Below are 25,238 nucleotides of genomic sequence, written 5' to 3' on the forward strand. Positions count from 1 at the left end.
GTAAACCTGTCCGGGGCGCAGGTGGCGCTTGAGTTCGCTGAGAGCCGACATGTCATATCTCCTGCGCCCCAGATAAGCGCTTGGAGTATGTGATGCAACGATTCTCATTAAAAACTCATGCAGATGAAGCCATGCGCGAACAGCATAGCGCGCAATCCTGTGCCCGCCGAACGAGCGTTGAGCCGCTTCGCCACCGTGGCGGATACCCCAAGGGGTTCAAAACGAACGACGCAGCAGCAGGGAAAGAGACTTGATCATATGGATTGGCGTACACTCGGAAGCGGTGAAGCCCGCAATAAGCACGGTACGCAAGGGAGGCAGGGCTATCACAGCCAGCGTCATTCAACCATAGCTGTCTTGCTCCATAGATGGGGGCGGGGGCTTCCCCCGCCACCCTCTTCAATCCCGCAGCGCGTGCTTCAGGTCGCGCATTTCGTCATGGCCTTCCTTGACCGATGCATAGGCGGTCTCGATCAGTGAGCGGACGGCGGGGGACAGTTCCCGATCCGCCAGCGCGTCCTCGAACTTAGCCTTGATATGGTCTTCTCCGGCCTCGACCTCGTTGACGATCGCCTTGTCGTCATGGCCGGTAACTGCCGCCTTGAGGTTGATGAAGAGGCGGTGGGCGCCCCCCGCGATGGTGCCGTCGTCTTCGGGCTTGCCACCCAGCGTCGCGACCTCCTGCTGCAGCCGTGTCGCGACTTGCTGGCGCTCGCTTGCGCGCGAAGTGAACAGCGCGCCGTAACGGCCGGTCTCGCTCTCCTTGGCGGCTTCACTATAGCCTTTCACGCTGTCGAGGGTGGTGGCGATGAGACCGTTGAGGGTGGAAATGTCGTGGCTGTTCTCGGACATGATAATTCCTGTCATTAAGGACGGCGCTGGGGCAACGCCAACACCCCTTAACGACGGGCGGCCGAGAAAAGTCCCATCGACATTGACCTGGATCAGCACGATTTGCGTGACGGTCCCGGCACCGAACAACATTGCCGAACATTATGCAGGCATGAACCCAACCATCGCCTTCGTCGGAGCCGGCCCGACGACGATCTATACGCTCAATGCGCTTATCGACCATGCGTCCGTACCTTTCAACCTCACCATCTTCGAGGAGCAGGCGGGCGTCGGTCGCGGCACGCCGTATCGACCGGGCTGGAACGATCCGGCCATGCTTTCGAACATATCCAGCGTGGAGATCCCGCCGCTCGCCGAAAGTCTGGTCGAATGGCTCGGTCGTCAGTCCAATGAGAGACTTGTCCGGCTGGGCATAGAACCATGCGAGATCGACGATCGCGCCTTCTACCCCCGCCTCGCCCTCGGCGAATATTTCGTCGATCAGCTCCACGCGCTCATCGACCGGGCCAGGAGGAAAGGGATCGACGTCACTGTCCGGACCAACTGCAAGGTGATCGACGCCTCAAGCGGCCCCGTCGGCATGACGCTGTCGGTCAGACCGAAGCGAGGTCCGTCATTCGAACAGGCCTTTACCCATGTCGTGCTGGCCACCGGCCACCAGTGGCCGGCCGAGCCGGAGGTTCGCCCAGGCTATTTCCTCAGTCCCTGGCCAGCCTCCGCCCTTGCCGGCATCCCACCCGTCCCGGTCTGTATCCGGGGATCATCGCTCAGCGCTATCGACGCTGCGGTGGCTTTGGCGGTGATGCATGGGGAATTCGTCGAGGCGGCGGACGATATGCTGTCCTACACGCCGTTGCCTGGGACGGACGCCTTCGCCATCACCATGATTTCCCGCAAAGGCCTGCTGCCCGAAGCGGACTTCTATTTCCCCCTTCCCTACGAGCCGCTGGCCGTCTGCAACCGCGAGGCGATGGCAAGGTTGGCGGAGGACGGTGGCGGCGACCTTCTCAACCGGGCCTACATGCTCTTCAGGCAGGAGCTGACTGAGGCCGACCCGGACTATGCGCGGAGGCTGCAAGTGGCGCAGCTTGACCTTGAGGGGTTCGCCGAACGCTATTTCGCCGAGCGGATGGCCACGCCGACATTCGCGTGGGCGGAAAGCAACCTTCGCGAGGCCCAGGCCAATTACGAAGCCCGCTACACCGTCCCCTGGCGCTACGCGATCCTGCGCATGCACGAAGTGCTGGAAACGCTGGTCCCACATCTGAACGATGAGGAATTCGAACACTTCTCTCGATTCCTCGCTCCTGTGTTCATCGACGACTATGCGACAGTGCCTCACGAATCCGTCAAGCGGATGCTGGCGCTGCATCGCGCGGGAAAACTGGACGTGATCGCGGTGGGCGAGCAGTACCGCGTGGACAGCCACACCCTCGAAGGCGGCGCCACCCTCATAAAGGACGGCGAACGCACGCACTATCCCGTGTTCATCGAGGCCATGGGCCAGCGCTCGCTCCGCGCCAAGGATTTTCCCTTCCCTTCACTCCGCCGCCAGGGCGTGATCCGCGACGTCAATCCGGCGAATGGCGACAGTCCGTCGCGCGGCATCGTCATAGACGATGCGTTTCATCCGATTTCCGAAGACATTCCCGAGGACCAGATCTTCTGTCTCAGCCTGCCCTTCCTCATGGGCCGCCACCCTTTCATCCAGGGCATAACAAGCGCGCACGACATGGGCGAAGTGGTCGGGGAAAGGCTGGCCGCTGCCATTGGCCGTTGTCACGACGATAATGCCACGCTGGTGGAGCGGACTGCCGTTTGAAGCTGCTCGAAGATCCACACTGCCTCCCCACCCCGTCCGACAATGAGGGAACGGCATGGCAATCGACCTGGGTTCCGCTGATGCAGATCAGTCTGACCTGAGAATGATCCGCAACAGGGACGGACCTGCTTTTCGGACGTTTGGATGATCGAAGGCCGGTGTCCGCCGCGCCGACCAGACATCCCATCATGAAAAGGACGCCCGATGGCCAACCGCACTTCAAACACGTCGCCTTCACAGGGTGGAGAAACGCATCAGACGGCGGCCAGGGGCGCCGGCGCCGATGCCATCCTCACCACCAATCAGGGCATCGCCGTTTCCGACAATCAGAACAGCCTGCGATCGGGCACGCGCGGCCCTACCTTGCTGGAGGATTTCGTCCTCCGCGAAAAGATCTTCCACTTCGATCATGAGCGTATACCCGAACGCATCGTTCATGCCCGCGGGACGGGCGCGCACGGCTATTTCGAAGCAACCGACGATATTTCCGACCTCAGCAAGGCGGCGCTCTTTACCAAAGGCGAGAAGACCGAGGTCTTCGTGCGCTTTTCGACCGTGGCGGGCGGCGCGGGGTCAGTAGATACGCCGCGCGACGTGCGCGGCTTCGCGGTAAAATTCTACACGCGCGAAGGCAATTGGGATCTGGTCGGCAATAATATCCCCGTCTTCTTCATCCAGGATGCGATGAAATTCCCGGACTTGGTCCATGCCGTGAAGATGGAGGCCGACCGCGGCTATCCGCAGGCCGGCAGCGCGCACGACACCTTCTGGGACTGGGCGAGCCTGATGCCCGAGACCACGCACATGCTGATGTGGGCGATGTCCGACCGGACCCTGCCGCGCAGCCTGCGCATGATGGAGGGGTTCGGCGTCCACACCTTCCTGCTCGTCAACGCGGCCGGCAAGACGCATTTCGTCAAATTCCACTGGAAGCCGAAACTCGGCCTGCAATCGACCATTTGGGACGAGGCGCTGAAGCTGCAGGCGGCCGACAACGACTATCATCGCCGTGACCTGTTCGAATCGATCGATGCTGGCGATTTTCCCGAATGGGAACTTGGCATCCAGGTCTTCGACAAGGCCTTTGCCGACGCCCAGCCTTATGATGTGCTCGACGCGACCAAGTTGATCCCGGAGGAGGATGTGCCTGTGCGCATCATCGGCCGGCTGGTGCTGGATCGCAATGTCGACAATTTCTTTGCCGAAACCGAGCAGATCGCCTTCTGCCCCGGCAATATCGTACCGGGCATCGATTTTTCCAACGATCCGCTGCTTCAGGGACGGCTCTTCTCCTATCTCGATACGCAGAAGTCCCGGCTGGGCACGGCCAATTTCCACCAGATTCCGGTGAACGCGCCACGCTGCCCGTTCCAGAATTTCCAGCGCGACGGGCACATGCAGATGGCGGTGCCCCAAGGCCGGGCCAACTACGAACCCAACAGCCTTTCCGACCATGGCGAGAACGGCGGTCCTCGCGAAAGTCCGCAAAGCGGCTTTGCGACATCGACCGCATTTTCAGGTGAAGAGGAAACTGGCGAGAAGCTGCGGGTGCGCGCGGAAAGCTTCGCCGATCATTATAGCCAGGCGCGGCTGTTCTACCTATCGCAGAGCGAGAATGAACAGGCCCATATCGCCTCCTCCTTCGTATTCGAGCTGTCGAAGGTGGCCGTTCTCGACCAGGTGCCAGCGCGCCTGGTCGCCAATTTGCGCAACGTCGATGAGGATCTGGCGAAGCGGGTCGCCGATGGACTGGGCATCGCACTGCCCAAGGCCGCGCCGGCGGCAAAGGCGCCGGTAGACATGGCATCCTCCGATGCGCTTTCGATCCACAAGAATATGAAGGCCACGCTGGAGGGCCGGGCGATCGGCATATTGATCGCGGATGGCACCGACGCGCAGGAACTGGACAGCCTGATCGCGGCGATCGGAAAGGCCGGGGGCAAGGCCCTGGTCGTCGCGCCCAAGGTTAGCGGCGCCAAACTGTCCGACGGCAAGATGCGCAAGGCCGATGGCCAGCTGGCCGGGTCGCCGAGCCAGATTTTCGACGCGGTCGCGATCATCCTGTCACAAGAAGGATGCGCCGCGCTGGTGAAGGAGGCGGCCGCCGTTCAGTTCGCGATGGATGCCTTCGGCCACCTCAAGGCGATCGGCGCGAGCGACGCCGCCAAGCCGCTGCTGGACAAGGGGGGCGTCGAGCCGGACGAAGGCGTGGTCGGAACAGGCGAGGCCTTCGTAAAGGCGGCAGCATTGCGATATTATGCACGCGAACCCGCGCTGCGGACGCTCGCATGAGCGCGCCGCAGACGACCTCACCGCTCGCGACCTGGTCGCAAATGTTCGTAATCGGCTTCGACCTGCAAAGGACATGGATGAAGGCGACGGAGACGCTCCTGACGTCGCAGCGTGCCATCGATGCCCGAACCATCCTTATTTGCAATGCCGGTCGGTCTCCCCTGACCGGCGATTATCGCGAACTGTCGCGCATGGTGCCGGAGAAGATCGAGGCCTTTACGCAAAGCGGGGCGGCGCTGACGCAGAACATAGCTGTCATGCATCAGGCGTTCCTGTCGCAAGGGCAAGCGATGGCGGCGGCGATGCTGTCAGGCAATCCCTTGTGGATGCTTCAGGGCCGCAGCCAGGCGCTGCGGTCGATCGATGCCGTTTCGCGCATGGCAGCAGTGACCTTGGCACCGATCCACAAGACGGCGACGGCTAATGCCCGGCGGCTGAAGAAACGCGAGAAACAATAGAACAGCGGATCCGCCTCAAATCAGCCGGATAACAGATGCCGTACCCTCATCAGGGCTTTTGGATCGGGACCGCGACCACGAAAAGCATGAAATGAGGCCATGGGGTCACGGCTGTCGCCCCGTTCCAGGATTTCCTGCTTGAAGCGATGCGCCAGGCCCGTGTCGAATATGTCGCCGGATTCAACAAAGGCCTCAAAGGCATCGGCGTCCAGCGCCTCGGACCAGGCATCACTGTAATAGGCGCTGGCGTAGCCGCCATCGAAGATATGCGTGAAACAGGGAAAGCGGTGCCGCAGGCCGATTTCCCGTGGCATGCCGAGCCTGTTCAGTTCCGCATCGATGAAGGCGCGGGGATCGGCGGCGGCATCCGGCGCGCGGTGGACTGCGAGATCGACCAGGGCGCAGCTGATCAGTTCGACCGTCGCAAATCCCTGGCCATAGGCTTCCGCTTCATGGATCGCCGCGATCAGCGCATCGGGCACGCCAAATCCCAACAACACCTCCCGGCTGACGATCCAGTTCTCCATGAACTTGCTGGGGAACTCGACGAAGTCCCGCGCGACGGCGGTGCCCGACTGGCTGGGATAGGTGACGCGGGACAGCAAGCCGTGCAAAGCATGGCCGAATTCGTGGAAGAGCGTGCGCGCCTCATCGATCGAGAGGCGAGTGGCGGCGGTGTCGGGCGGCGGCGCGGCGGCGCGGCGGCGAAATTGGCGACCAGATAGACGATCGGCCGCACGTCGCCGTCCATGTTTTCCTGCACGCGCAGGCTGCCCATCCAGGCGCCGCCATGCTTTTCCGGGCGGGCGAAATAGTCTGTGAAGAGCAGACCCACCGGCGCATCTCGATCGTCGCGCACCTCCCAAGCCCGGACATCGGGATGATATCCAGCGATGTCGGCCCGGTGAATGAAGCGCAGGCTATAGAGGCGTGCTGCGGTATCGAACGCCGCCTGCCGCACCGCGTCCAGCCGCAGATGCTGCGCCACCGCCGCTCCGTCCAGCGCGTAGCGTGACCGGCGGACCTTCTCCGCATAATAGCGCCAGTCCCAGGGTGCGAGCGCAAAGCCGCCGCCTTCGCTGTCGATCAGCGCCTGCAATTCCGCCGCTTCCTCGGCGGCGCGGCGCTTGGCGGGCTCCCATAGCTGCAACAGCAACGCATGGGCGGCATCGGGCGAATGCGCCATGCTGTGTTCCAAGGCATAATGTGCGTGATCGGCATAGCCGAGCAGCGTGGCGCGCTCGCGCCGCAGAGCCAGCGTCTCGGCAATCAGCGGCCAGTTGTCGTGGGCGCCCCCGTCGCAGCGATCGGTGAAGGCGCGCCACAATCGTTCGCGAACGTCGCGTCGCGCCGAAAAGGTCAGGACGCTCTCATAGTCCGTGCGGTCGAGCGTGACATGATAGCGGCCCGGTGCGCCGCTCGTGGTGGCGCGCCCGGCGGCCGCTGCGCACAGCGCTGGCGGCAAGCCTGCGAGATCGTCAGCGCCCAGGTCCAGTATCCAGGCGCCGGTCGCGGCCATCACATTATGCCCGAACTGCACGGCGATCGCGGCGAGGCGCGCGTCGATGTCCGCGAAGCGCGCCTTTTGCGCCGGCTCCAGCATCGATCCGCTGCGAAGGAAACCGGCATGGGTCGTTTCGACCAACCGGATCTGCGCGTCATTCAGGCCGGCGTCATGCCGCCCCGCATGAGCCGCCGCGATCCGCGCGGCGAGCCTGTCATCATGGCCGATTTTGGTGGAATGAGCGCTCAGCCGCGCCGCAATGTCGCCCTCGATTGCACGAATGTCGGGCGTCGCTTGCGTGGAGGACAGTGTCCAGAAAAGCCGGCGCACGCGCGCTAGCGCCTCGCCCGACCGTTCCAGCGCGGCGATCGTGTTGTCAAAGTCCGGCGCGGCGGACTGGTCGGCGATCGCCGCGATCTCGGCACGATGCCACGCCATGGCCGTATCGAAAGCCGACGGGAAATCTTCGGGCCGCACCTGCGCGAAGGGCGGCGCGCCGAGCGGACCGTCCCATGGCCGCAACAGGACGGGGAGATCAGTCAATCGATTGCACCTCGTCACAATGGACCTCGAACAGGGTCAGCGTCGCCGGACCAAAGGCCGTGGTCAATGCGACATCGGTGGCGTCACGTCCGCGCGCCATCAGGATGCGGCCGATCCGGGGACGGTTGTGGCGGGCATCATGCGTATACCATTGGCCATCGATATAGACGTCGAACCAGGCGCTGAAATCCATCGGCGCGTCCACCGGCGCAATGCCGATATCGCCCAGATAGCCGGTGCAGTAACGGGCCGGAATGTTCATGCACCGGCACAACGTGATGGCGAGGTGGGCAAAATCGCGGCAGACGCCCTGCCGCTCCTGATAGCCATTCCAGGCGGTCTTGTCAGGCCGTGCATGATGATAGCCGAACTCGATGTGATTGTGGACGAAATCCACGATCGCATCGACACGCTCGCTGGCCGTCCCATAATGGGCGAAATTGGCCCAGGCCACGTCCATCAGCCGGTCGGTCTCGCAATAGCGGCTGCCGAGCAGGAAGATCATCACATCGTCCGGCAGATCTTCCACCGGCATCTGCGGCCCCGTCGGCGCGCGGCGATCCGGCGCGCCGCTGTCCTCGATCACGAAATCGCAGGACAGTGTGACGCCGCCTGGCGGAACGGTGAGGCGCGTGGCCAGGTTCCCGAAACCGTCTTCATAATGATAGAGCGGAATGTCGGGGCTGATCGTCAGCCTCTGCGCCGTTTGCAGGTCCTGATGGCGCGAGGGATGCAGGCTCAGCATCGCCATCATCGCGGTTCGGGTCTCGGCCTGGAAGCTGATGTCATATCCGCAACGGATCAGCATGCATGTCACTTTCCTGAAGAGCCGACGGGTCGGCTGTTGATGGCGCCATGGGAAGAGCGCGGGAATTTGGCGGGATCGGCGCGAGAGACATCGACGGTGACGTCCATGCCCAGATAGCTGGCGGGCAAGCCGAACCAGGTGCCGGACAATGGCAAGGCCTGATAGGGATCGCGCGCGATGGCGACGCGGATCAGGCCGCGATTGCCGATGATGCCGTTGGTCGGATCGAATTCGACCCAGCCCGAACCGGGCAGGAAGATCCGCACCCAGGCATGGGTGTTGCCGCCGCCCAGGACGTCTTCCTTGCGCGAGGGATTGTAGACATAGCCCGACACGAACCGCGCGGCGAAGCCGAGCGCGCGCACCGCCTCGATCATCAGTACGGCGAAGTCGCGGCAGGTGCCCTGCCGCTTCCTCAAGGTCTCGATCGGCGACTGGGTGCCCTTTTCGTGCCGGGGCACATAGGTGAAATCGCGCTTGATGCCGGTCGCGATGGCCGTCAACAGGGCGACGGTCTCCGTATCGCCATGATTGCTGACGAAACCGCGCGCCCAGTTGTCGACGATCCGTTCGGGGTCGTGATGCTGGCGCTCGATCGACCGGAGCAGATCGGGCATGTCCTCGGACGAATAGGTGAACGGAAACAGCCGCGCATAGGGTTCGACGTCGACCTGCCCTTGCGCCAGAGGCGCATGTTCCAGCGTCGTCTCGCTCGTGACGGTCAGTTTCGACGTCCGCCGCTCGAACAGCGCCATCGCCACCGAATTGCCGAACACATCATGCAGCCAACGCAATTCGCTGGGCTTGGGATCGATATCAAGGCGAGCAGACAGCAAATGCTGGTCAAACGCCTCGCGTGGGCGCATCATGATGCGATGTTCACCCAGCGATACCGGCGCCTTGTAGCGATAGTCAGTAACATGGCGGATCGTCAGCAATGGCATGGAATGGGATCCTGACGGTCGGGCGCGCAGTGGACGGACTGTTGGGCCCGGATGATCCGGCGCCGTTCACTCTGTTTAACGCAGGGGGCGCCGCGCCGTTCCTGCTGATCGGCGATCATGCCGGTTCGGCCATTCCCAGCGCGCTCGGCGACCTGGGACTGGGGCCTGCCGATCGGACTCGCCACATTGCGCTGGATATCGGCGTGCTTGGCATGGGACGGAAACTGGCGCTGTTGCTCGACGCGCCTTTTCTGCATCAGACCTATTCGCGCCTCGTCATCGATTGCAACCGCGATCCAGATCGGCCGGACGCGATGCCGGCGGTGTCCGATGGCATCACTATCGCGGACAACGAAGGACTGGACGCGGTCGCGCGGCAGGCGCGGATCGAGGAGATTCATCGGCCCTATCACGCCGCGCTCGAAGCCATCATCGACGCGCGCCTCGCGGCCGGTCGCCAAACGATCCTGCTGTCACTGCACAGCTTTACGCCGATCATGAACGGTATGACCCGGCCCTGGGATATCGGTATCCTGTATTGGCATGGTCGCATCGACATGGCGGTGGCTATGCTGCATGCCCTGGCGCAACGGGGCGATATCACAGTCGGCGACAATGCGCCCTACGCAATGGACGACACCGACTATACCATACCCCGCCACGCCATTTCGCGCGCATTGCGCTATGCCGAGATCGAAGTCCGGCAGGACATGATCTCGACCCAAGCCGGCCAGTCTAGCTGGGCGCAGCGACTGGCCGATACTATTCTGGCAGCGGCGAGCGCCTAGCGCCAACGATGTTGATGGCTATCTCGCGATCACGGGCGTTTAACCAGTAGTCGCTCGATGGACTGGAGCCCCCCCCTCGCTGGCCATGGCAATCTGGATCGGTCGGCCCGAAAGATCGTCCAGGTGATCGTTTGAGAAAAGCGATAGCGGCCGATACGCCCAGCCTTTCCAGGGCGAGCTTTGTCACGCGGCTCTGGCGGCTGGCCTCCCCATCGGAAAGCTTCACCGCGCCACGCTGTGTAAACGTGTGTCGCATCATCAATTCTTCAATGTCACGATACCGACGACACCGGGCTTGGTCGATGGATTGGACGCATTAGTCTTGCCCGGTTTTTCGGCCTTGGGCTTGCGTACTTCGCGGTTCGATCTCTTCTGGCTCTTGGCCATTCGCAGTCTCCTGGCTGATTGAATATCAGGGCACAATATGCCCGAGGCGATCCTCGTCGGTGTAGATGTCGAAGCGCGTAAGCCTTGCAGTGCCGAAGGTCGTGGTCAGCGCCACGTCAGCCGCATCCCGCCCGCGGGCCATCAGGATGCGGCCACGCCGGGGACGGTTGTGGCGCGCATCGAACGTGTACCATGTGCCGTCGAGATAGACCTCGAACCAAGCCGAGAAGTCCATGTCGCCAACAAGGGCCGGCAAATCCATGTCGCCCATGTAGCCGGTACAGTATCGCGCGGGGATGTTCATGCAACGGCAGAGAGCCATGGCGAGGTGCGCATAGTCCCTGCAGACGCCGACGCGTTCTTCGTTTGTATCCCATGCCGTGCGTGTCGATCGCGCGGCCATATAGTCGAAGCGGATATGCTCATGCACATAATCGCAAATTGCTTGAACCCGTGACCAGCCGGGTGCCGTGCGGCCAAAAAGCGCCCAAGCCTGATCGGACAGGCGGTCCGTCTCGCAATAGCGGCTACCCAGCAGAAAGTGCAAAGCATCGTCGGGAATTTGCTCCAACGGTACCTGCATGGCGCTCGATGCGATGACATCGGGCAGAAAGCTGTCCTCGATCACAAAGCCGCAGGATATGGCGATGCCACCCCGCGGCATCGTCAGCCGTGTGCAGATATTGCCGAACCCATCGACATAGTCATAGGCGGCCACATCGGGCTGGGTGAATATCCGCTGGGCGCTGCGAAGATCCCGGTTCCGGCTGGGGTGGATGCTGAGCATGGCCAGCATCGGCACGGCCTCTTCGGCCGCAAAGGCGATATCATATCCAGCCCGAATTAGCATTCATGATCCTTAGTCTGCCGGATCAAAAGCACCGGGTCGCGGCTGAAATATTGACGCCATGATCAGCGACAATTGCTCAAGAGGGCAATTGCGTCATATCTGGACGAGCCATCAGGTCGAAGAAGATATGAGATTAAATGGTCCTTGCCTTCATGCATTTCAAGCCACCGCGTGGAATAAAACGGAATTAATTGGCCACCGATGCGACAAGCATAAGCCAAATGCCTCCACCTTGATCTGATCGATTGAAATGGCCTGGTACTCACAGCCCAATGAAGCCGCGACATCAGATGGACTTAAGACCACTCTGGAGCTTGTCAGCATCGACCGCCCGTTACAGATCCTTGGGATCTATCGTGATGGTTTGAACCCAACTGGACTTGTAACGGTTTTGTGCCGGTCACTTGAGAGTTTAAGGCTCGTTCACATGACGGCATGCAATCGAGCCATCTATCCAAAACACCGCACGGGTGCGTTCTGGGAGTTAGGCGGACCGCGTTGGATAATGCGAGGCGAACCGTACGCCGCAGGCAGAGGCACGAGCAATTGCTTGGCTCTCCCCAGCTTTTTGGCGATCCAGCATGGGACATGCTCATTGAACTGAAGGCAGGTGCTGATGTGCGCCTGCTGTTGCCATCGCGCGCCCGATTATGCCTCAATATCCCGCCAACCACCTCCGAGGGATTTGAAAAGGTCGACACGCAACGATGACAGGCGCTGGAGCGAGGCCGCTTCCGCGGCCCGCGCGTCCAGCAGTGCCGTCTGCGCGACCAACACATCGAGAAGACCGACAGACCCCGCGCGATAACGCGCAGTGGCAAAATCGAAGGCGCGCTGGGAACGGGTCCGCGCTTCTCCTAGTATGGAGAGTCTTTCCTGTTCGCGCGCGGCATTGCTGAGCGCCTGCTCCACCTGCTTGAGCGCCGTGATGACGGCCCCGTCGAAGGCAGCCAATGAGGCGTCGCCCTGCGCCTCCGCCTGACGGATGCGGGCACGCGCGACGCTGACATTGGGGAAGCTCCAGCTGAGTAGTGGCCCGACCGAGAAGCTGAGACTATCATTGCCACGCACGCTATCGTTGCGGAAGAAATTCCCCGATCCGCCCAAGCTGATCTTGGGATAAAGCGCGGCCGTAGCCACACCGATCCGCGCGGTGTCTGCCGCCAGCTGCCGCTCAGCCTGCCGCAGGTCTGGGCGACGGCGCAACAGTGATGCGCCGTCGCCCACCGGTAATGCCACTGCGGCGGGTGGTTTCGTGCATTGCTGTGCAGCAAGGGGAATGTCGGCAGGCGTACTGCCCAGCAGCGCGGCGAGTTCGAACAGGGCAGCCTGATGCTGCGCCTCCAGCGACGGAATGGCTGCGCGGGCGGTCGCAGCAGCAGCAGCCCGCTCGACATCGAAGCGTCCGACGGATCCCGCCTTCTCCTGCGCTGTCACCAGACGCAGACTTTCATTGCTGGCGCGATAGCTGTCCTGCGCGACATTGAGCGCATGGGCGTAGGAACAGGCGTCGAGATAGGCGCGGGTCGTTTCCGCCGCCACCGTCACGCTTTGCGCAAGCAGGGCGAACTAAAGCGCACGCGGTATTTCTTGAACCTCGGTGAATGATGGCAGGAAGGTGACGGACGGTCTCGACCTATGGCCCCGCCGAAACCCACAACGGTCTGCACCTCTCTCCGCTCCCGAAACGACCATGCCATCGGCGATGACTCGTTTACGTATCTCATTGGTCGATATGATATGAAAAGGGATCACTGAATTTGACGTGCTGGCCGAAGAAAGATATGTAGACGCTTCATGTGATTTCATTTTGAATCGTATGGGGATCATAGTGAGTGCTCAATCCGAAACCCTGCGCGAACTAGGCGAACTCCTACGGCAGGCGAGGCTGGCCGCCGGATTGACGCAAGAGCAGGTGGCCGATCTGGCTGGCATATCCCGTCCACGCTATCGCGATATCGAAACGGGCATTGCTGCTGCGCGTGCCACGACGCTCATGAATGTCGCTCGTGCGCTTGGGCTGGAGATGATGCTGGTGCCGCAAGCGATGGTCCCGGCCGTCCGGGCGTTGTTACGTCCGCATGACGACGACGACCTGCCCGCCTTTGTCTCACACCCCGATTGAAGACGAATATCATGGCTCAAACGTCTCAGGCACCTCAGGCGATCCAGTCCCTAGATGTGTTCCTGAATGCGCTGAAGGTCGGTGTGATCGTCAGGACACCCGGTGACTTCAATGCGTTCAGCTTTGAAGAGGCCTATCGGACAACTGGCGGTGTACCGATTCTCAGCCTGTCCTTCCGCGCGGCCACCGGGGGCTTGCGCAAGGATCCAAAGCCGGTGAGCGGGGCATTGCCGCCCTTCTTTGCGAACCTGCTGCCAGAGGACAAGCTGCGCGAGGCGATGGAAAAGCATCATGCAGGCGCCGTCCGTCCGGGCAATGACTTCGACCTGTTGGCCGCGCTCGGCGCAGATCTACCGGGAGCCGTCCGGGTTCTACCCAGTGACGGCATGAAAGTAACGCCGCAGGACAGTGCAAAGGGAAAACCGAAGGCGCGTTTTTCGCTCGCCGGTGTGCAGATGAAGCTGTCGGTGATGAAGAACACAGGCAAGGGCGGCGGACTGACGCTTCCGCTCGATGACGGCCAAGGGCAATATATCGCGAAGTTCCCCTCCACGGCATTTCCGGGTGTGTCCGAGAACGAGTTTGCCAATCTCGCCTTGGCGGCCGCGATCGGCATGGACGTGCCCGAGCGCGAACTGGTCGAGAAATCCGATTTTGAAGGCATTCCGGAGGATTTCGACACGCTGTCGGAAGGCAAGGTTCTTCTCATCAGGCGTTTTGACCGTGGCCCACGGGGTGAGCGAATCCACATCGAGGACTTCGCTCAGGTGTTTGGCGTCTATCCCTCCCGTAAATATGAGGGGGCGGCCTATCACGATGTGGCCGCCGCCGTGAACGCGGCGGTTTCCCCTGCTGCCGCGCTCGAATTCGTGCGCCGGCTCGTGCTGGCGGTGGTGACCGGCAATGGCGACATGCACCTCAAGAACTGGTCGCTGATCTATCGTGATGACGGCAGCACGCCTGCTCTCGCGCCGATCTACGACATGTTATCGACCATCCCCTACATTCCCACAGACAGCATAGCGTTGTCGCTTGGTGGTGAGCGGTCGTTCAAGGCGCTATCGGCGCCGCGCTGGAAATCCTTCGCGAACCGAGCAAGGCTGCCCGAGCCGGCGGTTCTCCAAGCCGTGGTGGAGACGGTGGCTCGCGTCAACGAGCATTGGTGGCAGTTGCCGGAGCGCGCCGTCGTCCCTGCGAAGGTGCTCGAGCGTATCGACGCGCATGTGAAAGTCATGACGCCGATCCTGAACTCCTGCGCGGAAAAATAAGCACGGAAGAAACTCGGACGATATTGTTGTCATCGCAGGCGGCGGCGAGTTCGTTCCACTGCAGCCCTCTATGTCTTGCGTTCTTCCCAAACGATCTTGGCGAGAGGATGACTATCCATATTCCCGATCGGGAATATGACGCTCCTATCGATCTTTCGCCGCCGCATTCATTCCCGATCGGGAACATTTTTTTGCGTCGCCGCGCGTACGCCCTCGACAATTTGTTGCTTCAGCCTTCAACCAGCCGCCTCAAGCAGCGATAGGGGATGAATGTCGATCTGCCGATCTTGACGGTCTCGATCTCGCCGGACTTGATTAACTCGTAAAGCGTCGATCGGGGGATGCCTGTGAGCTTCACCGCCGTGGAGACCCGCACGCTGATCGGCTCGGTCGGCAATGTCTCCATAGCGGCAAGGGCTTCCTGCCTCGCCTGTCTGCGCTCTTCGATGGTCGGTGATCTCGTCATGGCCGCGATCGCAGGCAATTGAGCGTCATAGTGTGACCCTTCCTGCTAGCCAGCCTTTCGAACGCGGCTACATGCAAGGGTTCGCTGCGCTGGAACGAGGTCCACGCGCCGTTGTCGAGCGCATAGCGGTATCCTTTGGTGCGAAGGACACCGCGTGTCGATGCCATCAGCCGCCATCCGGCGGCATGCAGGGCGTCCAGATTGCGGCGTGTCCCAGTGCGGGAAGCGTAGGCGATCATCATCGCACCGGGACACGCCGGGAGCGCAGGAATGCCCGGTCGCTTTCGAGGAATGCGGCCAGCATTGCTGGAACAAGTTCTGCAATCGGCTCTTCGCGCCCGTAGAACTCTGCATAGAGCGCGGCATAATCCTGGAGCATTTGATGCAGGTCTGGCGTGACGGCAATGGACAGCTTGATCGCCGTCCTGTCCGGCAGCTTGGGGAGCTTGAGTTCCAGCATGTGTTCCTCCTAATTGCGCCACGGTGCGAGTATGAGATCACGGTGCACAATCAGCCGTACCGGCGCGCCAGGTCGGATCGTGATCGTCGGCTGGACAGCCAAATTGCGGGATGTGATCTGGTCGCCGGCGCGGGACACGTTCTGCTGCGTGGATTCCCGGATCGCCTGGACCAGATCGCTTTCGCCGGTGAATGTCAGGTTCGCGCCTACGCCGAGCAGGGTCGATATCGCCACGCCCCTAAGCAGGGCCCAGGTGTGAAAATCAACCTTGTCCGACAGGCCCGCATATCCAGACGGATCGGTAGCCGGCACATTGTCGATCCGGATAGAACCGCCGTCGGGCCTGACGATCCGCTGCCAGATGATGAGCGCGCGGCTCTGCCCGAATGCCACGACCGAATCGTAACTGCCGATCAGCCGCGCGCCTTGCGGAATGAGCAGGATCCGCCCGGTGGCGCTGTCATAGGTGTTCTCGGTGACCTGCGCGGTGACCAGCCCCGGCAGGTCGGAGCGCAGGCCGGTGATCAGGCTCGCTGAAATCACACTGCCCGCCGACAGGGTGTAGGGCGATGGCGGCGGCGTTAAAAGATGGGGATTGACGTCGCCGCGCGGATCGAGGTTTCCGACGAAGGCTTCTTTGCGCCCCTGCGCATTGGGATCGTTCGTCGGATCGAGCGCCAGTTTCGGCAGACTGGGCTGAGCACTCTCTCCGGCTGATACGCTGGGCGTCGGCGCATCGACGGCAGTGGCCGCTTGCCGGCTCTGCACCAGCAAACCGGACTCGCGCGCGGCTTTCAATTCGGCAAGTTGGCGCTCACGCTCGGCTGCTTCGGCCTGCTGGCGTTGTTGGTCGCTCGGGTTGATCTCGGTCGCAAGTTGCTGCTGGCGATCGAGGATCGGCTTGCCGAGGTCGCCGGGAAGCGGCGGCCCGAGCCGAGGCACGTCGCCATAGCTCGTCGGCAAGCCGTTCAGCGTATCGCTGGCGGGACGCAGATCGGGTTGGGACAGTTCCTCCTGCCCCGCGACACGGTGGAACAGGCGTGGCTTCAGCGCCAACCAGGTCACCGCCACGAGGCTGACCGATCCTAGCGCCGCGATGGCGATGATGACGCCGCGCTTGAACCGGATCGCGCGCGGTGGGCGCGAACGGAGTGCCAGGCTCTCGGGATCGAGCTTGGCAGGCTGTGTCGTCGTCGCCTCGGTCACGACGGCCTCCGCCGGCTGGCCGTTTCACCGGTCCGGCTGATCCGCACCACGTCCTGGTGCTTGAGCCCGAGCCGCAGCTCCGCCGCATCGAAGATCCGGTCGACGACATAGTAGCGACCCTGCACGCGGTAGTTGACCAGCTCGGCGTTGCCCTTGGCATCGACCAGGAACAGCGGCGGCGCCTCGCTTTCGCCGAGACTGGCGGGGAACTGGATGAAGGTCTGGCGCCCGTCATCGAACGCGCGCAGCGGCCGCCAAACCGGCTTGTCGCCGGTGATGGCATAGCCGAAATGCAACTGGTCGACGGCAAGCCCCGAAGCCACCGGCTGCGCCGCCCGCGCCGGTTCGGCCGCGGCCTTGAGCGCGATCAGCGCGTCCTGCGGATAGGTCCACGAGAGCGCCGACATGGCCGTGCGCACGGTGCTGCTCAGCGCCAGATGATAAGTCCGCCGATCAGTGGTGATGATCACATTGGTAGCGAGCCCAGCATTGAACGGCTTCACCAAGACATGCGTGCGTCTGGTATCGCCCGAACCGCTCGTTGTATCACCGATCACCCAGCGCACGGTATCGCCCGCCGCCACCGCCACCAGCGTCTCGCCGGGCTGGAGCGCGATGTCGGTGACCTGCCCGGGCGCGGTCAGCACATGATAAATGGCGCCCTCGCTGTACGGAAAGACCTGCACAGCATTGAGATAAGCGCCGGTCGCCGGTTCGAGCGTCGCGGCGCGATTGGCGGCCCGGACACGCAGTTCGGCTGGCGAAGGGGAAATATGGCGACGGCGCGGGACCGGCGTGGCGGCCTTCGGCGGAGACGATACGACAGGTGCGCCCGGCGGTGCCGCGACCGCAACCGACGGCACCGCTGCGTTCGCGGGTAATGCCGGAATCGTCGGCGCGTTCTGGGCGAGAGCGGGAGCCGCGAAGGCAAGTGACATCGCCGCTAGAAGGGCGGTTTTCATAGCTGGGTCTCCTGATTTGTGGCGGCGCCGAGGTTGGGATCGAGCGGCGATCCGGCGGGGATCCTTGCCGGCAGCGGCAGTGCTGAGCGCGCTGGTGCAATGGCTGTTGGGGTCGCTAGGGACGAAACGGTGGGTTCGAGCTCGCGGCTCCAGTCGATCGCATCGACATAGATGCCGAGCGGGTTCTTCCTCAGCGTATCGGCGCTGGTCGGCGGCACCATCTGGATAGTCAGGATCGCGGTCCAATGCGAGGTGCCTGCCTGGGCTCCGCGCTCGTAGGCGGTCTCGACCCATTTGATCTGGAACGACTTGTCCGATGCACGCACCACGCTGGTGACCTGCACCGAAACGGTGCGCTCGCCGATATGACCGAACGGATCGGCGGCGCGGGCGTAATCGCCCAGGAATATGCTCCCGCGCTTCGTCGTGAAATCATAGGCCGAAAGCCAATCCTGCCGCATGAGTACCGGATCGAGCGTGACCGACCGCACGTGCTCGATAAACCGGGAAAGGAACCAAGCGATCTGCGGGTCGGTCGGCTGATAATCCTTGTCGGCGGGGTGGACTGCGCGCGCCTCGCCAAGCTTGTCCACCTCGACCACATAGGGGACGATGCGGCTTTGCAGCGACTGCCAGAGCAGGCCGCCCGAAAGCGCAGTGGTGAGGCCGAGGCAGCCGAAGGCCATCAGCCGCCAGTTACGTGCCTGGACGCGGGCCGAGCCGATGCGTTCGTCCCAGAGTTGGCCTGCGCGTTGATAGGGTGTCTCGGGCTGAGGTGTATGTCCATATCGCTGGACGGCGCGCCTGAAAAATGTCGAATTCGAGATCATGAGGATCAGTCCTCCCTTTCCTTGATGTCGGGGGTTGCGCCGTGACCACCACGGTCGCCGGATTGCACGGCGTGGATGGCGGTCTGGCGGTGATGGCGGGCGCTCTGCTGCGCCCTCATGGCCCGCGCCCATCCGGGCATGGACGAAGCGCTATCCGGGGTTTGCGTGGCGGCGGATGCGTCACGTCCTGCCATGGCGTTGAACGCGGCCTGGCGGCCGGACTCGGCGGCCTCGCCAAGACCCAGCGCGGCCGACATCCGTGACCGCGCGGCGCCGGCCGCGGCGCTCGCCATGCCGCCGATCCCGGCGCCGATGCTGGAGGAGCCGGCGCCTTCCTGACCGAGGGTGTAGGCGGTCGAGGCTGCCGATCCCATCGCCGTGCCCGCACGCACCGCCCCAAGGCCAGCGGCGGCAAGGCCGCGAGCAGCACCGGCCGCTCCGGCACCGCCGAGGTACAGGGCTCCGCCTGCGCCAAGCACGGTGCCGAGCGCTGCGCCGGCCCCCAGCTGCGGCGCGCCCGCGACAAGACCCGAGGCGATGCCGGGACCGAAAATACCGAGCCCGAACAGAGCAAGGCTTGCCAGCACCAGGCTCATGGCCTGTCCGATATCGGGTTCCTGGCCCTGGAGGGCAGTCGTAAACTGGGTGAAGTAGTTCGAGCCGATGCCGACGATGACCGCGAGCACCATGACCTTGATGCCCGAGGAGACGACATTGCCCAGCACACGCTCGGCGAGGAAACTGGTGCGGTTCCACAGCGCGAAGGGCACGAGGATGAAGCCGGCGAGGCTCGTCAGCTTGAACTCGAGGATGGTGACGAACATCTGCACGGCGAGGATGAAGAACGCGAGGATCACGATCACCCACGCGACCAGCAGGACCACGATCGTCAGGAAGTTGTCGAAGAAGGTCGTGAAGCCCAGATACTGGTTGACCTGTTGCAGCAGCGGCCAGGCGGCGGAGAATCCGGTTCCGGCAAGGCGGCCGGGCTTCAGCAGATCGGCAGCGGTGATCGTGCCGCCGCCGGCGGTCAGCCCGGCCTGCGCAAAAGATCGGAAGATGATGTCCGACAGCGTGGAGAAGCTGTTGATGATGAACGCGAAGGCGCCAATGTAGAGGATCTTGCGGATCAGGCGGCCGAGCACATTGTCCTCGCCGCCCAATGCCCAGAACAGTCCGGCCAGCGTGATATCGAGCGCGATCAGCGTGCGCGTCAGGAAGCCGACGTCGCCGCCGAGCAGGCCGAACCCGCTATCGATGTAGCGGATGAAGGCTGCCATGAATTGATCGATGACGTTGAGATCGCCCATACGCTTTGCGTCCTGATGCTTGGTTCAAAGGATGCCGCGGGCCCCGGACTCGGGGAGCGGAAGCCGGACCCCGCGGCGACGGCGGCGACAGAGGCGCGGGGATCGCCGCCGCCCTGGTCGGCCGAGCCTACTGGGGGGTGTAGGCGCTGCCGGACCCGAGGAATTTCGCCGAAGCGCTCTGGGCGTCGGTGCGCGATTGGGACTGGTTCGCCCGTTCGATCGCCTCGGCGCGGTATTGCGCCGCCATCAGCGTCTGGATCTGGAACTGCTGCTTGGCGACGAGTGCGAGGAGCTGGTTGGTCGCCTGGCTGGCCTGCAGCGCGCCTTCGGCACTCTGGCTCCGCGCCACGATGCCGGTCAGCACCGCCTGGTCGGCGGCGATATTCTCGACGACCTGCGCCTGCACGGTCATGGTCTGTTCGAAGGCCGCGCGCGCGGTATCCATCCGCGCCCGGGCGCTTTGCACCTGCTGGCTGGTGGTCAGGCTTTGCGCGAAGCTGTCGGGGTAGAGCGAGCGGAACTGCTGGTCGAGGCTTGCGACCTTGAACTGGATGCCCTGCGCCTGGCCCATCAGCTGGTCGATCTGTTGCATGGTCTGCTTGAGCGCCTGCAACTCGGGAAAGCTGATCGTAGTCAGGTTCTTCGCCTGATTGATGAGGCCCTGCGCCTGGTTCTGCAGCATGTGGATCTGGTTGTTGATCTGCTCGAGCGTGCGCGCGGCAGTAAGGATGTTCTGGCTGTAGTTCGACGGATCGAAGACGACGATCGCGTGGGCAGGGTCGCTCATCGCCAGCGTGGCGAGGGTGAGCGCGCCGGTGACGGCACAGCCGAGCACTCCGGCGATGAGGGGCTTCTTGAAGGGCAGCGTTCTGGTCATGGTCATTCTCCGGGGGCTGGAGGTTGGGGAGCGGTGGATCGGGCGGCGCCGGGAAACTCGCCGATGAGGTCGGCCGCCCAGGCGAGATCGGCGGAGCGCAGGAAGTGACCGGCGAAGCCGTCCGCGCCGTGCTCGGCGAGAATGCCGTCAATCCGCTTCTGGCTGGCGGGATCGGAGGTGCCGCAGAGCGCCAGCGCGATCGGACCCAGGCCGAGTTCGAACAGGCGATGGCCGCGCGCCGATTGCAGATAGTAATGCCGCTTGGGGGTGGCGCGGCTGACCAGTTCGATCTGCCGGTCGTTGAGACCGAAGCGCTCGTAGGCGGCGTGCGACTGCGGCTCGATGGCGCGGTCGTTCGGGAGCAATATGCGCTGCGGGCAGCTTTCGATGATGGCCGGCGCGATGCTGCTGTCGGCAATGTCGGCGAGGCTCTGCGTCGCGAAGAGCACCGCCACGTTCTTCTTGCGCAGCGTCTTCAGCCATTCGCGGATGCGGGCGGCAAAGAGCGGATGGTCGAGGAAGATCCAGGCCTCGTCGAGCACCAGCAGCGTTGGCCGCCCGTCGAAGCGTTCCTCGAGCCGGTGGAAGAGATAGGTCAGCACCTGGGCGACTACCCCGGATTGCCCCATCAGCGCCTCGGTCTCGAAGCACTGGACATCGGCCAGCGCGAGATGCTGCTCGGCCGCGTCGAGCAGGCGACCATAGGGTCCCTCGAGCGTATAGGCCGTCAACGCGGTGCGAAGCGCGTTCGACTGGAGCAGCATGGCGAGCCCGGTGAGCGTGCGCTCCTGCGGGGGCGCCGATGCGAGGCTGTTCAGCGCCGACCAGACGGCGTCCTTGACCTCGGGCGTGACCACGACCTTTTCATGCGCCAGCAGCGCCGCAATCCATTCCGCCGCCCAGCTGAGTTCGCCGGCATCGTCGATCCGGCGCAGCGGCTGGAACGCCAGGGCATCCTCGCCGTTAGGGCCGCCCTCCGCGCCGAGCCCGAGGGCATGGTGCGCGCCGCCCATCGCCAGCACCGCCGCGCGCGCCGAGAAGCCCTTGTCGAAGACATAAACCTGCGAGCGGGCGTAACGCCGGAACTGCAGCGCGATCAGTGCGAGCAGAACCGACTTGCCGGCGCCTGTCGGCCCGACGACGAGCATGTGTCCGACATCGCCGACATGGGTCGACAGGCGGAACGGGGTCGATCCGCTGGTCTGCGCATGGAGCAGCGGAGGCGCCCCGAGGTGACGGTTCTCCGGCGGCCCCGCCCAGACCGCAGACAGCGGCATGAGATGGGCGAGGTTCAGCGTATGGACCAGCGGCTGGCGGACGTTTGCATAGGCTTGGCCGGGGAGCGAGGACAGCCAGGCCTCGACCGCGTTCAGGCTCTCGCGAACGCAGGTGAAGCCGAGGCCGTTGACGATCCGCTCGACCGCGCGGACCTTGTCTTCCACCCGCGTCCGGTCGGTATCGGCGACGGTGATCGTGGTGGTCAGATAGCCGAAGGCGAGCATGTCTGCCCCGAGCGCCTGCAGCGCGAGATCGGCGTCGACCACCTTGTTGTCCGCGTCGGTATCGAGGAGCTGGACTGGCTGGTTGTACATCACCTCGCGCAGCAGCGCGGCGATCGACTTGCGCTTGTTGAACCATTGCCGCCTGATCCTGGTCAGCGCCTTGGTCGCGTCCTGCTTGTCGAGCGCGATGAAGCGGGTGACCCAGCGATAGCCGAAATCCTGGTGGTTGAGCGCGTCGAGGATTCCCGGCCGGCTCAGGTTCGGGAAGCCCAGCACGGTCAAGGTGCGCAGATGGGTTCGGCCGAGCCTCGGCTCGAGCCCGCCGACGAGCGGCGTGTCGGCGAGCAGCGCATCGAGATAGATTGGCGTCTCGGGTGCCGCCACCGAATGGCTGCGATCGGAAATCGTGCTGTGGAGATAGGTCAGCGTCTCGGCATCCTCGAGTGCCCGGACTTCGGCCATGAAGCCGGAGAGAAGGTCGAGGATGCGATCAGTTTCGGCGATGAAGCCGGCAAGGCTTGCGCGCCAGTCGCGGCCCTGCGCATCATCGGGCCGCTCGACCAGGCTCCGTCCGGCAGCATCGCTGCTGTCGGCGGGCGGCAGCCATGTCAGGGTACCGTGATAGATGCTCTCGAAATGCTGGCCTTCGGCTTCGAACCCGGCACGCCGTTCCTGATCGACCAGCCAGGATGCGGCATCGGGAAAGGCGCCGTCGGGGTAGCCCTGGCTGCCGCGCCGTTCTGCTTCGAAGAACAGCGCCCAACCCGTGCCGAGGCGCTTCAGCACATTGTTGGCGCGCGCGCAGGCCGACACGAGTTCGGCCTCGGTCGCGCTTTCGAGATCGGGACCGCGAAAGGCAAAGCTGCGCTGGAAACTGCCATCCTTGTTGAGGACGACGCCGGGCGCCACCAGCGCGGCCCAGGGAAGATGATCGGCGAGGCGGTCGGCCCGCGACCGGTATTCAGCGAGGTTCAACATGCCAGATATCCCTTCTGGCGCAGGTGGCGGAGCAGCACGGGCGCGAAATCGGGATCGCGGCGGGCGGCGAACACCGCGATGCTGTGGCCGACTGCCCAGAGCGCGATGCCGACCAGCCATTGCTGGAGGCCGAGACCGACTGCGGCGGCGATCGTGCCGTTGACGATCGCTATGCCGCGTGGTGCGCCACCGAGCAGGATCGGCAAGCCCAGACTGGCGTGGATCGGCGCCTCGAAGCCAGCAACATGACCGTTGTCGATGTGACTCACGCGACGAGCGCCCCGCCGCCGAAGCTGAAAAAGGACAGGAAGAAGCTCGACGCGGCGAAGGCGATCGACAGGCCGAAGACGATCTGGATCAGCCGACGAAACCCGCCCGCCGTCTCGCCGAACGCCAGCGTCAGGCCAGTCGTTATGATGATGATCACCGCGACGATCTTGGCGACGGGTCCCTGCACGGATTCCAGCACCTGCTGGAGCGGCTGCTCCCATGGCATGCCGGAACCGCTGGCCTGGGCCGTGCCGGTCAGGATGAGCGAAAGGCCAAGCGCCAGACCGGTCAGGAAAAAGCGGTCACGATTGGGAATGGGAAAGATGCGCATGTCAGTCTCCTGTGTTGTCAGGGGTTGGGGAGAGATCGACGACGGCGTAGCCGCCATCGGGGTCGAGGCCCGCGACGCAGGCGATCGTTTCGATGCGTCGCGCGGTGCCGCGGCCAGCGATGAAGACGATCAGGTTGATCGCCTCGGCGACCAGGCGGCGCGGTACGGTGACGACGGCTTCCTGGATGAGTTGTTCGATCCGGTAGAGCGCAGAAGACGCGCTGTTGGCGTGGACGGTCGCGATTCCGCCGGGATGGCCGGTGTTCCAGGCCTTGAGCATGTCGAGTGCCTCGCCGCCGCGGACCTCGCCAACGATGATGCGGTCAGGCCGAAGCCGCAGCGTCGAGCGCACCAGGTCGCCCATCGTGACAGCACCGGCCCGCGTCCGCAGCGCCACCGTGTCGCGGGCGGGCGACTGCAGTTCGCGGGTGTCCTCGATCAGGATGACCCGCTCGTCGAGATGCGCCATCTCGGCGAGCAGCGCATTGGCGAGCGTGGTCTTGCCCGAGCTGGTCCCGCCGGCGATCAGGATGTTCCGGCGATCGAGCACCGCGAGAGAAAGCATGCGCGCGGTCTCCGCCGGCATGATGCCGTCGGCGACATAGTCCATGAGCGTGTAGACCCGCGCCGCGGGCTTCCGGATCGAGAAGCATGGCGCTGTCGAAACCGGCGGCAGAATGCCTTCGAAGCGTTCGCCGGCGCCTTGTCCATGCGGCGGCAGTTCGGCCGAGACGATGGGCTTGTCGCCATGGACCTCGGTACGGGCATGCGACGCCACCAGTCGGATGATCCGCTCGACCTGGGGTGCATCGAGCTTCACATCGGTATCGACCCGGCCTTCGCCGAGAATATCGACGCGCAGCGCGCCGTCGGGATTGACCATAATTTCGATGACGCGCGGATCGGAGAGCGCGGCAGCGATTGCCGGCCCCATCGCGGTGCGCAGCATGGCGCGGCGACGGTCGGCAGATACCGTGTCGGACCCGGCGGGCATCACGACTTGCCTCCCTTTGGTTCGGGCGGCGCCAGCGTGCGCGTGCCTGCCGCGATCTGGCGGCCGACTTGGGCGACGAAAGATTCGAAGCGGTCGCGCCCGATGGCGCCGCCTGCGGCATCGGCCTCCGGCAGCGGCGCCGTCACCATCAGCTGGTAGCGGACGAACAGCGACAGACTTTCCAGTAGCACGTCGATGTCACGGCGAGCGCCGTCGAGTTCGCGCGACAGCCGGTCGAGGCGGACCTTCAGAAGATCGTCGATTTCCTTTGTGCCCCGGCGCGCCAGCCAGTCGCGGAGCGCGTCGTTGACCAAGTGGCTCTTGTTGCCGCGATTGCCGGCGGAGAGCGCTTCGAGCGCGTCGCCGATCTCGCGATCGAGATAGAGGTTCTGGCGGACCTTCATCGCCGCC

Annotated in this window: 25 protein-coding genes and 1 pseudogene; 6 read left to right on the forward strand and 20 right to left on the reverse strand. The window is 63.7% G+C overall.

Annotated elements, in window-relative coordinates:
• Window positions 1-399 precede the first annotated feature (399 nt).
• The gene (locus MRBLSP13_RS06970) at window positions 400-852 is read right to left on the reverse strand and encodes a PA2169 family four-helix-bundle protein (RefSeq protein WP_363753608.1); all 453 of its coding nucleotides are present in this window, start codon (window positions 850-852) and stop codon (window positions 400-402) included.
• Between the two features lie 106 nt (window positions 853-958).
• Here MRBLSP13_RS06970 and MRBLSP13_RS06975 point away from each other — a divergent pair, with 106 nt between their 5' ends.
• The 3 genes from MRBLSP13_RS06975 (at window position 959) to MRBLSP13_RS06985 (ending at window position 5,424) form a co-directional block, all read left to right on the forward strand.
• Window positions 959-2,674, forward strand: a complete 1,716-nt coding sequence (locus tag MRBLSP13_RS06975) for an FAD/NAD(P)-binding protein (protein WP_363753610.1) — start codon at window positions 959-961, stop codon at window positions 2,672-2,674.
• A gap of 204 nt (window positions 2,675-2,878) precedes the next feature.
• Window positions 2,879-4,966, forward strand: coding sequence for a catalase (locus MRBLSP13_RS06980; RefSeq protein ID WP_363753612.1), 2,088 nt, complete (start codon window positions 2,879-2,881; stop codon window positions 4,964-4,966).
• Window positions 4,963-5,424 (forward strand): hypothetical protein, encoded by a 462-nt coding sequence (locus MRBLSP13_RS06985; RefSeq protein ID WP_363753614.1) that lies wholly within the window; start codon window positions 4,963-4,965, stop codon window positions 5,422-5,424. The genes MRBLSP13_RS06980 and MRBLSP13_RS06985 overlap by 4 nt, the downstream gene beginning before the upstream one ends.
• 20 nt (window positions 5,425-5,444) lie before the next feature.
• Here MRBLSP13_RS06985 and MRBLSP13_RS06990 read toward each other — a convergent pair whose 3' ends face one another.
• The 4 genes and pseudogenes from MRBLSP13_RS06990 to MRBLSP13_RS07005 all read right to left on the reverse strand — a co-directional run bounded on the left by MRBLSP13_RS06990 (window position 5,445) and on the right by MRBLSP13_RS07005 (window position 9,223).
• On the reverse strand, window positions 5,445-6,290 hold the full coding sequence (locus MRBLSP13_RS06990; protein WP_363753616.1) for a M3 family metallopeptidase: 846 nt from the start codon (window positions 6,288-6,290) through the stop codon (window positions 5,445-5,447).
• Window positions 6,179-7,366 (reverse strand): annotated as a pseudogene (locus tag MRBLSP13_RS06995) (M3 family metallopeptidase); the annotation flags it as partial. The gene MRBLSP13_RS06990 and the pseudogene MRBLSP13_RS06995, both read right to left, overlap by 112 nt.
• 97 nt (window positions 7,367-7,463) lie before the next feature.
• The gene (locus tag MRBLSP13_RS07000; protein WP_363737695.1) at window positions 7,464-8,279 is read right to left on the reverse strand and encodes a transglutaminase-like domain-containing protein; all 816 of its coding nucleotides are present in this window, start codon (window positions 8,277-8,279) and stop codon (window positions 7,464-7,466) included.
• 5 nt (window positions 8,280-8,284) lie between these two features.
• Window positions 8,285-9,223 carry a transglutaminase family protein gene (locus MRBLSP13_RS07005; RefSeq protein WP_363737693.1) on the reverse strand — a complete coding sequence of 313 codons (939 nt, stop codon included), beginning with the start codon at window positions 9,221-9,223 and terminating at the stop codon, window positions 8,285-8,287.
• Here MRBLSP13_RS07005 and MRBLSP13_RS07010 point away from each other — a divergent pair.
• Window positions 9,217-10,011 carry an N-formylglutamate amidohydrolase gene (locus MRBLSP13_RS07010; protein WP_363753618.1) on the forward strand — a complete coding sequence of 265 codons (795 nt, stop codon included), beginning with the start codon at window positions 9,217-9,219 and terminating at the stop codon, window positions 10,009-10,011. The genes MRBLSP13_RS07005 and MRBLSP13_RS07010 overlap by 7 nt on opposite strands.
• A 258-nt stretch (window positions 10,012-10,269) precedes the next feature.
• On the opposite strand, the gene MRBLSP13_RS07015 is transcribed toward MRBLSP13_RS07010, so the two are convergent.
• From MRBLSP13_RS07015 to MRBLSP13_RS07025, 3 genes are all read right to left on the reverse strand, one after another.
• The gene (locus tag MRBLSP13_RS07015; protein ID WP_363737689.1) at window positions 10,270-10,398 is read right to left on the reverse strand and encodes a hypothetical protein; all 129 of its coding nucleotides are present in this window, start codon (window positions 10,396-10,398) and stop codon (window positions 10,270-10,272) included.
• Window positions 10,399-10,423: 25 nt separating this feature from the next.
• The gene (locus tag MRBLSP13_RS07020; RefSeq protein ID WP_363737688.1) at window positions 10,424-11,248 is read right to left on the reverse strand and encodes a transglutaminase-like domain-containing protein; all 825 of its coding nucleotides are present in this window, start codon (window positions 11,246-11,248) and stop codon (window positions 10,424-10,426) included.
• Between the two features lie 648 nt (window positions 11,249-11,896).
• A complete protein-coding gene (locus MRBLSP13_RS07025; RefSeq protein ID WP_363753621.1) occupies window positions 11,897-12,796 on the reverse strand; it encodes a TolC family protein in 900 nt (299 codons plus the stop codon).
• A 283-nt stretch (window positions 12,797-13,079) separates the two neighbouring features.
• Here MRBLSP13_RS07025 and MRBLSP13_RS07030 point away from each other — a divergent pair, with 283 nt between their 5' ends.
• A complete protein-coding gene (locus MRBLSP13_RS07030; protein WP_363737684.1) occupies window positions 13,080-13,373 on the forward strand; it encodes a helix-turn-helix domain-containing protein in 294 nt (97 codons plus the stop codon).
• An 11-nt stretch (window positions 13,374-13,384) separates the two neighbouring features.
• A complete protein-coding gene (locus MRBLSP13_RS07035; protein WP_363753624.1) occupies window positions 13,385-14,641 on the forward strand; it encodes a type II toxin-antitoxin system HipA family toxin in 1,257 nt (418 codons plus the stop codon).
• A gap of 229 nt (window positions 14,642-14,870) precedes the next feature.
• Here MRBLSP13_RS07035 and MRBLSP13_RS07040 read toward each other — a convergent pair whose 3' ends face one another.
• The 12 genes from MRBLSP13_RS07040 to MRBLSP13_RS07095 form a co-directional block, all read right to left on the reverse strand.
• Window positions 14,871-15,107, reverse strand: coding sequence for a helix-turn-helix domain-containing protein (locus tag MRBLSP13_RS07040; protein ID WP_363753626.1), 237 nt, complete (start codon window positions 15,105-15,107; stop codon window positions 14,871-14,873).
• A gap of 238 nt (window positions 15,108-15,345) precedes the next feature.
• Window positions 15,346-15,567: a DUF2274 domain-containing protein gene (locus tag MRBLSP13_RS07045; RefSeq protein ID WP_363753628.1), complete on the reverse strand. Its 222-nt coding sequence runs from the start codon at window positions 15,565-15,567 to the stop codon at window positions 15,346-15,348.
• A 9-nt stretch (window positions 15,568-15,576) separates the two neighbouring features.
• A complete protein-coding gene (locus MRBLSP13_RS07050; protein ID WP_363753631.1) occupies window positions 15,577-16,773 on the reverse strand; it encodes a TrbI/VirB10 family protein in 1,197 nt (398 codons plus the stop codon).
• The gene (gene trbG / locus MRBLSP13_RS07055) at window positions 16,770-17,735 is read right to left on the reverse strand and encodes a P-type conjugative transfer protein TrbG (protein WP_363737676.1); all 966 of its coding nucleotides are present in this window, start codon (window positions 17,733-17,735) and stop codon (window positions 16,770-16,772) included. Before trbG ends, MRBLSP13_RS07050 begins: the two co-directional genes overlap by 4 nt.
• A complete protein-coding gene (gene trbF / locus MRBLSP13_RS07060; RefSeq protein WP_363753633.1) occupies window positions 17,732-18,565 on the reverse strand; it encodes a conjugal transfer protein TrbF in 834 nt (277 codons plus the stop codon). Before trbF ends, trbG begins: the two co-directional genes overlap by 4 nt.
• A 5-nt stretch (window positions 18,566-18,570) precedes the next feature.
• The gene (gene trbL / locus MRBLSP13_RS07065; RefSeq protein ID WP_363753635.1) at window positions 18,571-19,875 is read right to left on the reverse strand and encodes a P-type conjugative transfer protein TrbL; all 1,305 of its coding nucleotides are present in this window, start codon (window positions 19,873-19,875) and stop codon (window positions 18,571-18,573) included.
• A gap of 127 nt (window positions 19,876-20,002) precedes the next feature.
• Window positions 20,003-20,758, reverse strand: coding sequence for a P-type conjugative transfer protein TrbJ (gene trbJ, locus MRBLSP13_RS07070; protein WP_363753637.1), 756 nt, complete (start codon window positions 20,756-20,758; stop codon window positions 20,003-20,005).
• Window positions 20,755-23,232, reverse strand: a complete 2,478-nt coding sequence (trbE, locus tag MRBLSP13_RS07075; protein WP_363753639.1) for a conjugal transfer protein TrbE — start codon at window positions 23,230-23,232, stop codon at window positions 20,755-20,757. Before trbE ends, trbJ begins: the two co-directional genes overlap by 4 nt.
• Window positions 23,226-23,501 (reverse strand): VirB3 family type IV secretion system protein, encoded by a 276-nt coding sequence (locus tag MRBLSP13_RS07080; RefSeq protein WP_363737666.1) that lies wholly within the window; start codon window positions 23,499-23,501, stop codon window positions 23,226-23,228. Before MRBLSP13_RS07080 ends, trbE begins: the two co-directional genes overlap by 7 nt.
• Complete coding sequence (locus tag MRBLSP13_RS07085) at window positions 23,498-23,833, reverse strand: TrbC/VirB2 family protein (RefSeq protein ID WP_363753642.1); 336 nt, start codon at window positions 23,831-23,833, stop codon at window positions 23,498-23,500. Before MRBLSP13_RS07085 ends, MRBLSP13_RS07080 begins: the two co-directional genes overlap by 4 nt.
• A 1-nt stretch (window position 23,834) precedes the next feature.
• Window positions 23,835-24,827, reverse strand: a complete 993-nt coding sequence (trbB, locus tag MRBLSP13_RS07090) for a P-type conjugative transfer ATPase TrbB (protein WP_363753644.1) — start codon at window positions 24,825-24,827, stop codon at window positions 23,835-23,837.
• Window positions 24,827-25,231, reverse strand: coding sequence for a CopG family transcriptional regulator (locus MRBLSP13_RS07095; protein WP_363753646.1), 405 nt, complete (start codon window positions 25,229-25,231; stop codon window positions 24,827-24,829). Before MRBLSP13_RS07095 ends, trbB begins: the two co-directional genes overlap by 1 nt.
• Window positions 25,232-25,238: the final 7 nt, after the last annotated feature.

The sequence above is a fragment of the Sphingobium sp. LSP13-1-1.1 genome (genome assembly GCF_040676415.1).
Lineage (GTDB): Bacteria > Pseudomonadota > Alphaproteobacteria > Sphingomonadales > Sphingomonadaceae > Sphingobium.

Bases quoted from the DNA above. Each gene is read 5' to 3' on its own strand.
- MRBLSP13_RS06970 (WP_363753608.1), bottom strand. From the start codon at position 852: ATGTCCGAGAACAGCCACGACATTTCCACCCTCAACGGTCTCATCGCC.
- MRBLSP13_RS06980 (WP_363753612.1), top strand. From the start codon at position 2,879: ATGGCCAACCGCACTTCAAACACGTCGCCTTCACAGGGTGGAGAAACG.
- MRBLSP13_RS06985 (WP_363753614.1), top strand. From the start codon at position 4,963: ATGAGCGCGCCGCAGACGACCTCACCGCTCGCGACCTGGTCGCAAATG.
- MRBLSP13_RS07000 (WP_363737695.1), bottom strand. From the start codon at position 8,279: ATGCTGATCCGTTGCGGATATGACATCAGCTTCCAGGCCGAGACCCGA.
- MRBLSP13_RS07010 (WP_363753618.1), top strand. From the start codon at position 9,217: ATGGCATGGAATGGGATCCTGACGGTCGGGCGCGCAGTGGACGGACTG.
- MRBLSP13_RS07005 (WP_363737693.1), bottom strand. From the start codon at position 9,223: ATGCCATTGCTGACGATCCGCCATGTTACTGACTATCGCTACAAGGCG.
- MRBLSP13_RS07015 (WP_363737689.1), bottom strand. From the start codon at position 10,398: ATGGCCAAGAGCCAGAAGAGATCGAACCGCGAAGTACGCAAGCCCAAG.
- MRBLSP13_RS07020 (WP_363737688.1), bottom strand. From the start codon at position 11,248: ATGCTAATTCGGGCTGGATATGATATCGCCTTTGCGGCCGAAGAGGCC.
- MRBLSP13_RS07035 (WP_363753624.1), top strand. From the start codon at position 13,385: ATGGCTCAAACGTCTCAGGCACCTCAGGCGATCCAGTCCCTAGATGTG.
- MRBLSP13_RS07040 (WP_363753626.1), bottom strand. From the start codon at position 15,107: ATGACGAGATCACCGACCATCGAAGAGCGCAGACAGGCGAGGCAGGAA.
- MRBLSP13_RS07045 (WP_363753628.1), bottom strand. From the start codon at position 15,567: ATGCTGGAACTCAAGCTCCCCAAGCTGCCGGACAGGACGGCGATCAAG.
- trbG (WP_363737676.1), bottom strand. From the start codon at position 17,735: ATGAAAACCGCCCTTCTAGCGGCGATGTCACTTGCCTTCGCGGCTCCC.
- trbF (WP_363753633.1), bottom strand. From the start codon at position 18,565: ATGATCTCGAATTCGACATTTTTCAGGCGCGCCGTCCAGCGATATGGA.
- trbL (WP_363753635.1), bottom strand. From the start codon at position 19,875: ATGGGCGATCTCAACGTCATCGATCAATTCATGGCAGCCTTCATCCGC.
- trbJ (WP_363753637.1), bottom strand. From the start codon at position 20,758: ATGACCATGACCAGAACGCTGCCCTTCAAGAAGCCCCTCATCGCCGGA.
- trbE (WP_363753639.1), bottom strand. From the start codon at position 23,232: ATGTTGAACCTCGCTGAATACCGGTCGCGGGCCGACCGCCTCGCCGAT.
- MRBLSP13_RS07085 (WP_363753642.1), bottom strand. From the start codon at position 23,833: ATGCGCATCTTTCCCATTCCCAATCGTGACCGCTTTTTCCTGACCGGT.
- trbB (WP_363753644.1), bottom strand. From the start codon at position 24,827: ATGCCCGCCGGGTCCGACACGGTATCTGCCGACCGTCGCCGCGCCATG.
- MRBLSP13_RS07095 (WP_363753646.1), bottom strand. From the start codon at position 25,231: ATGAAGGTCCGCCAGAACCTCTATCTCGATCGCGAGATCGGCGACGCG.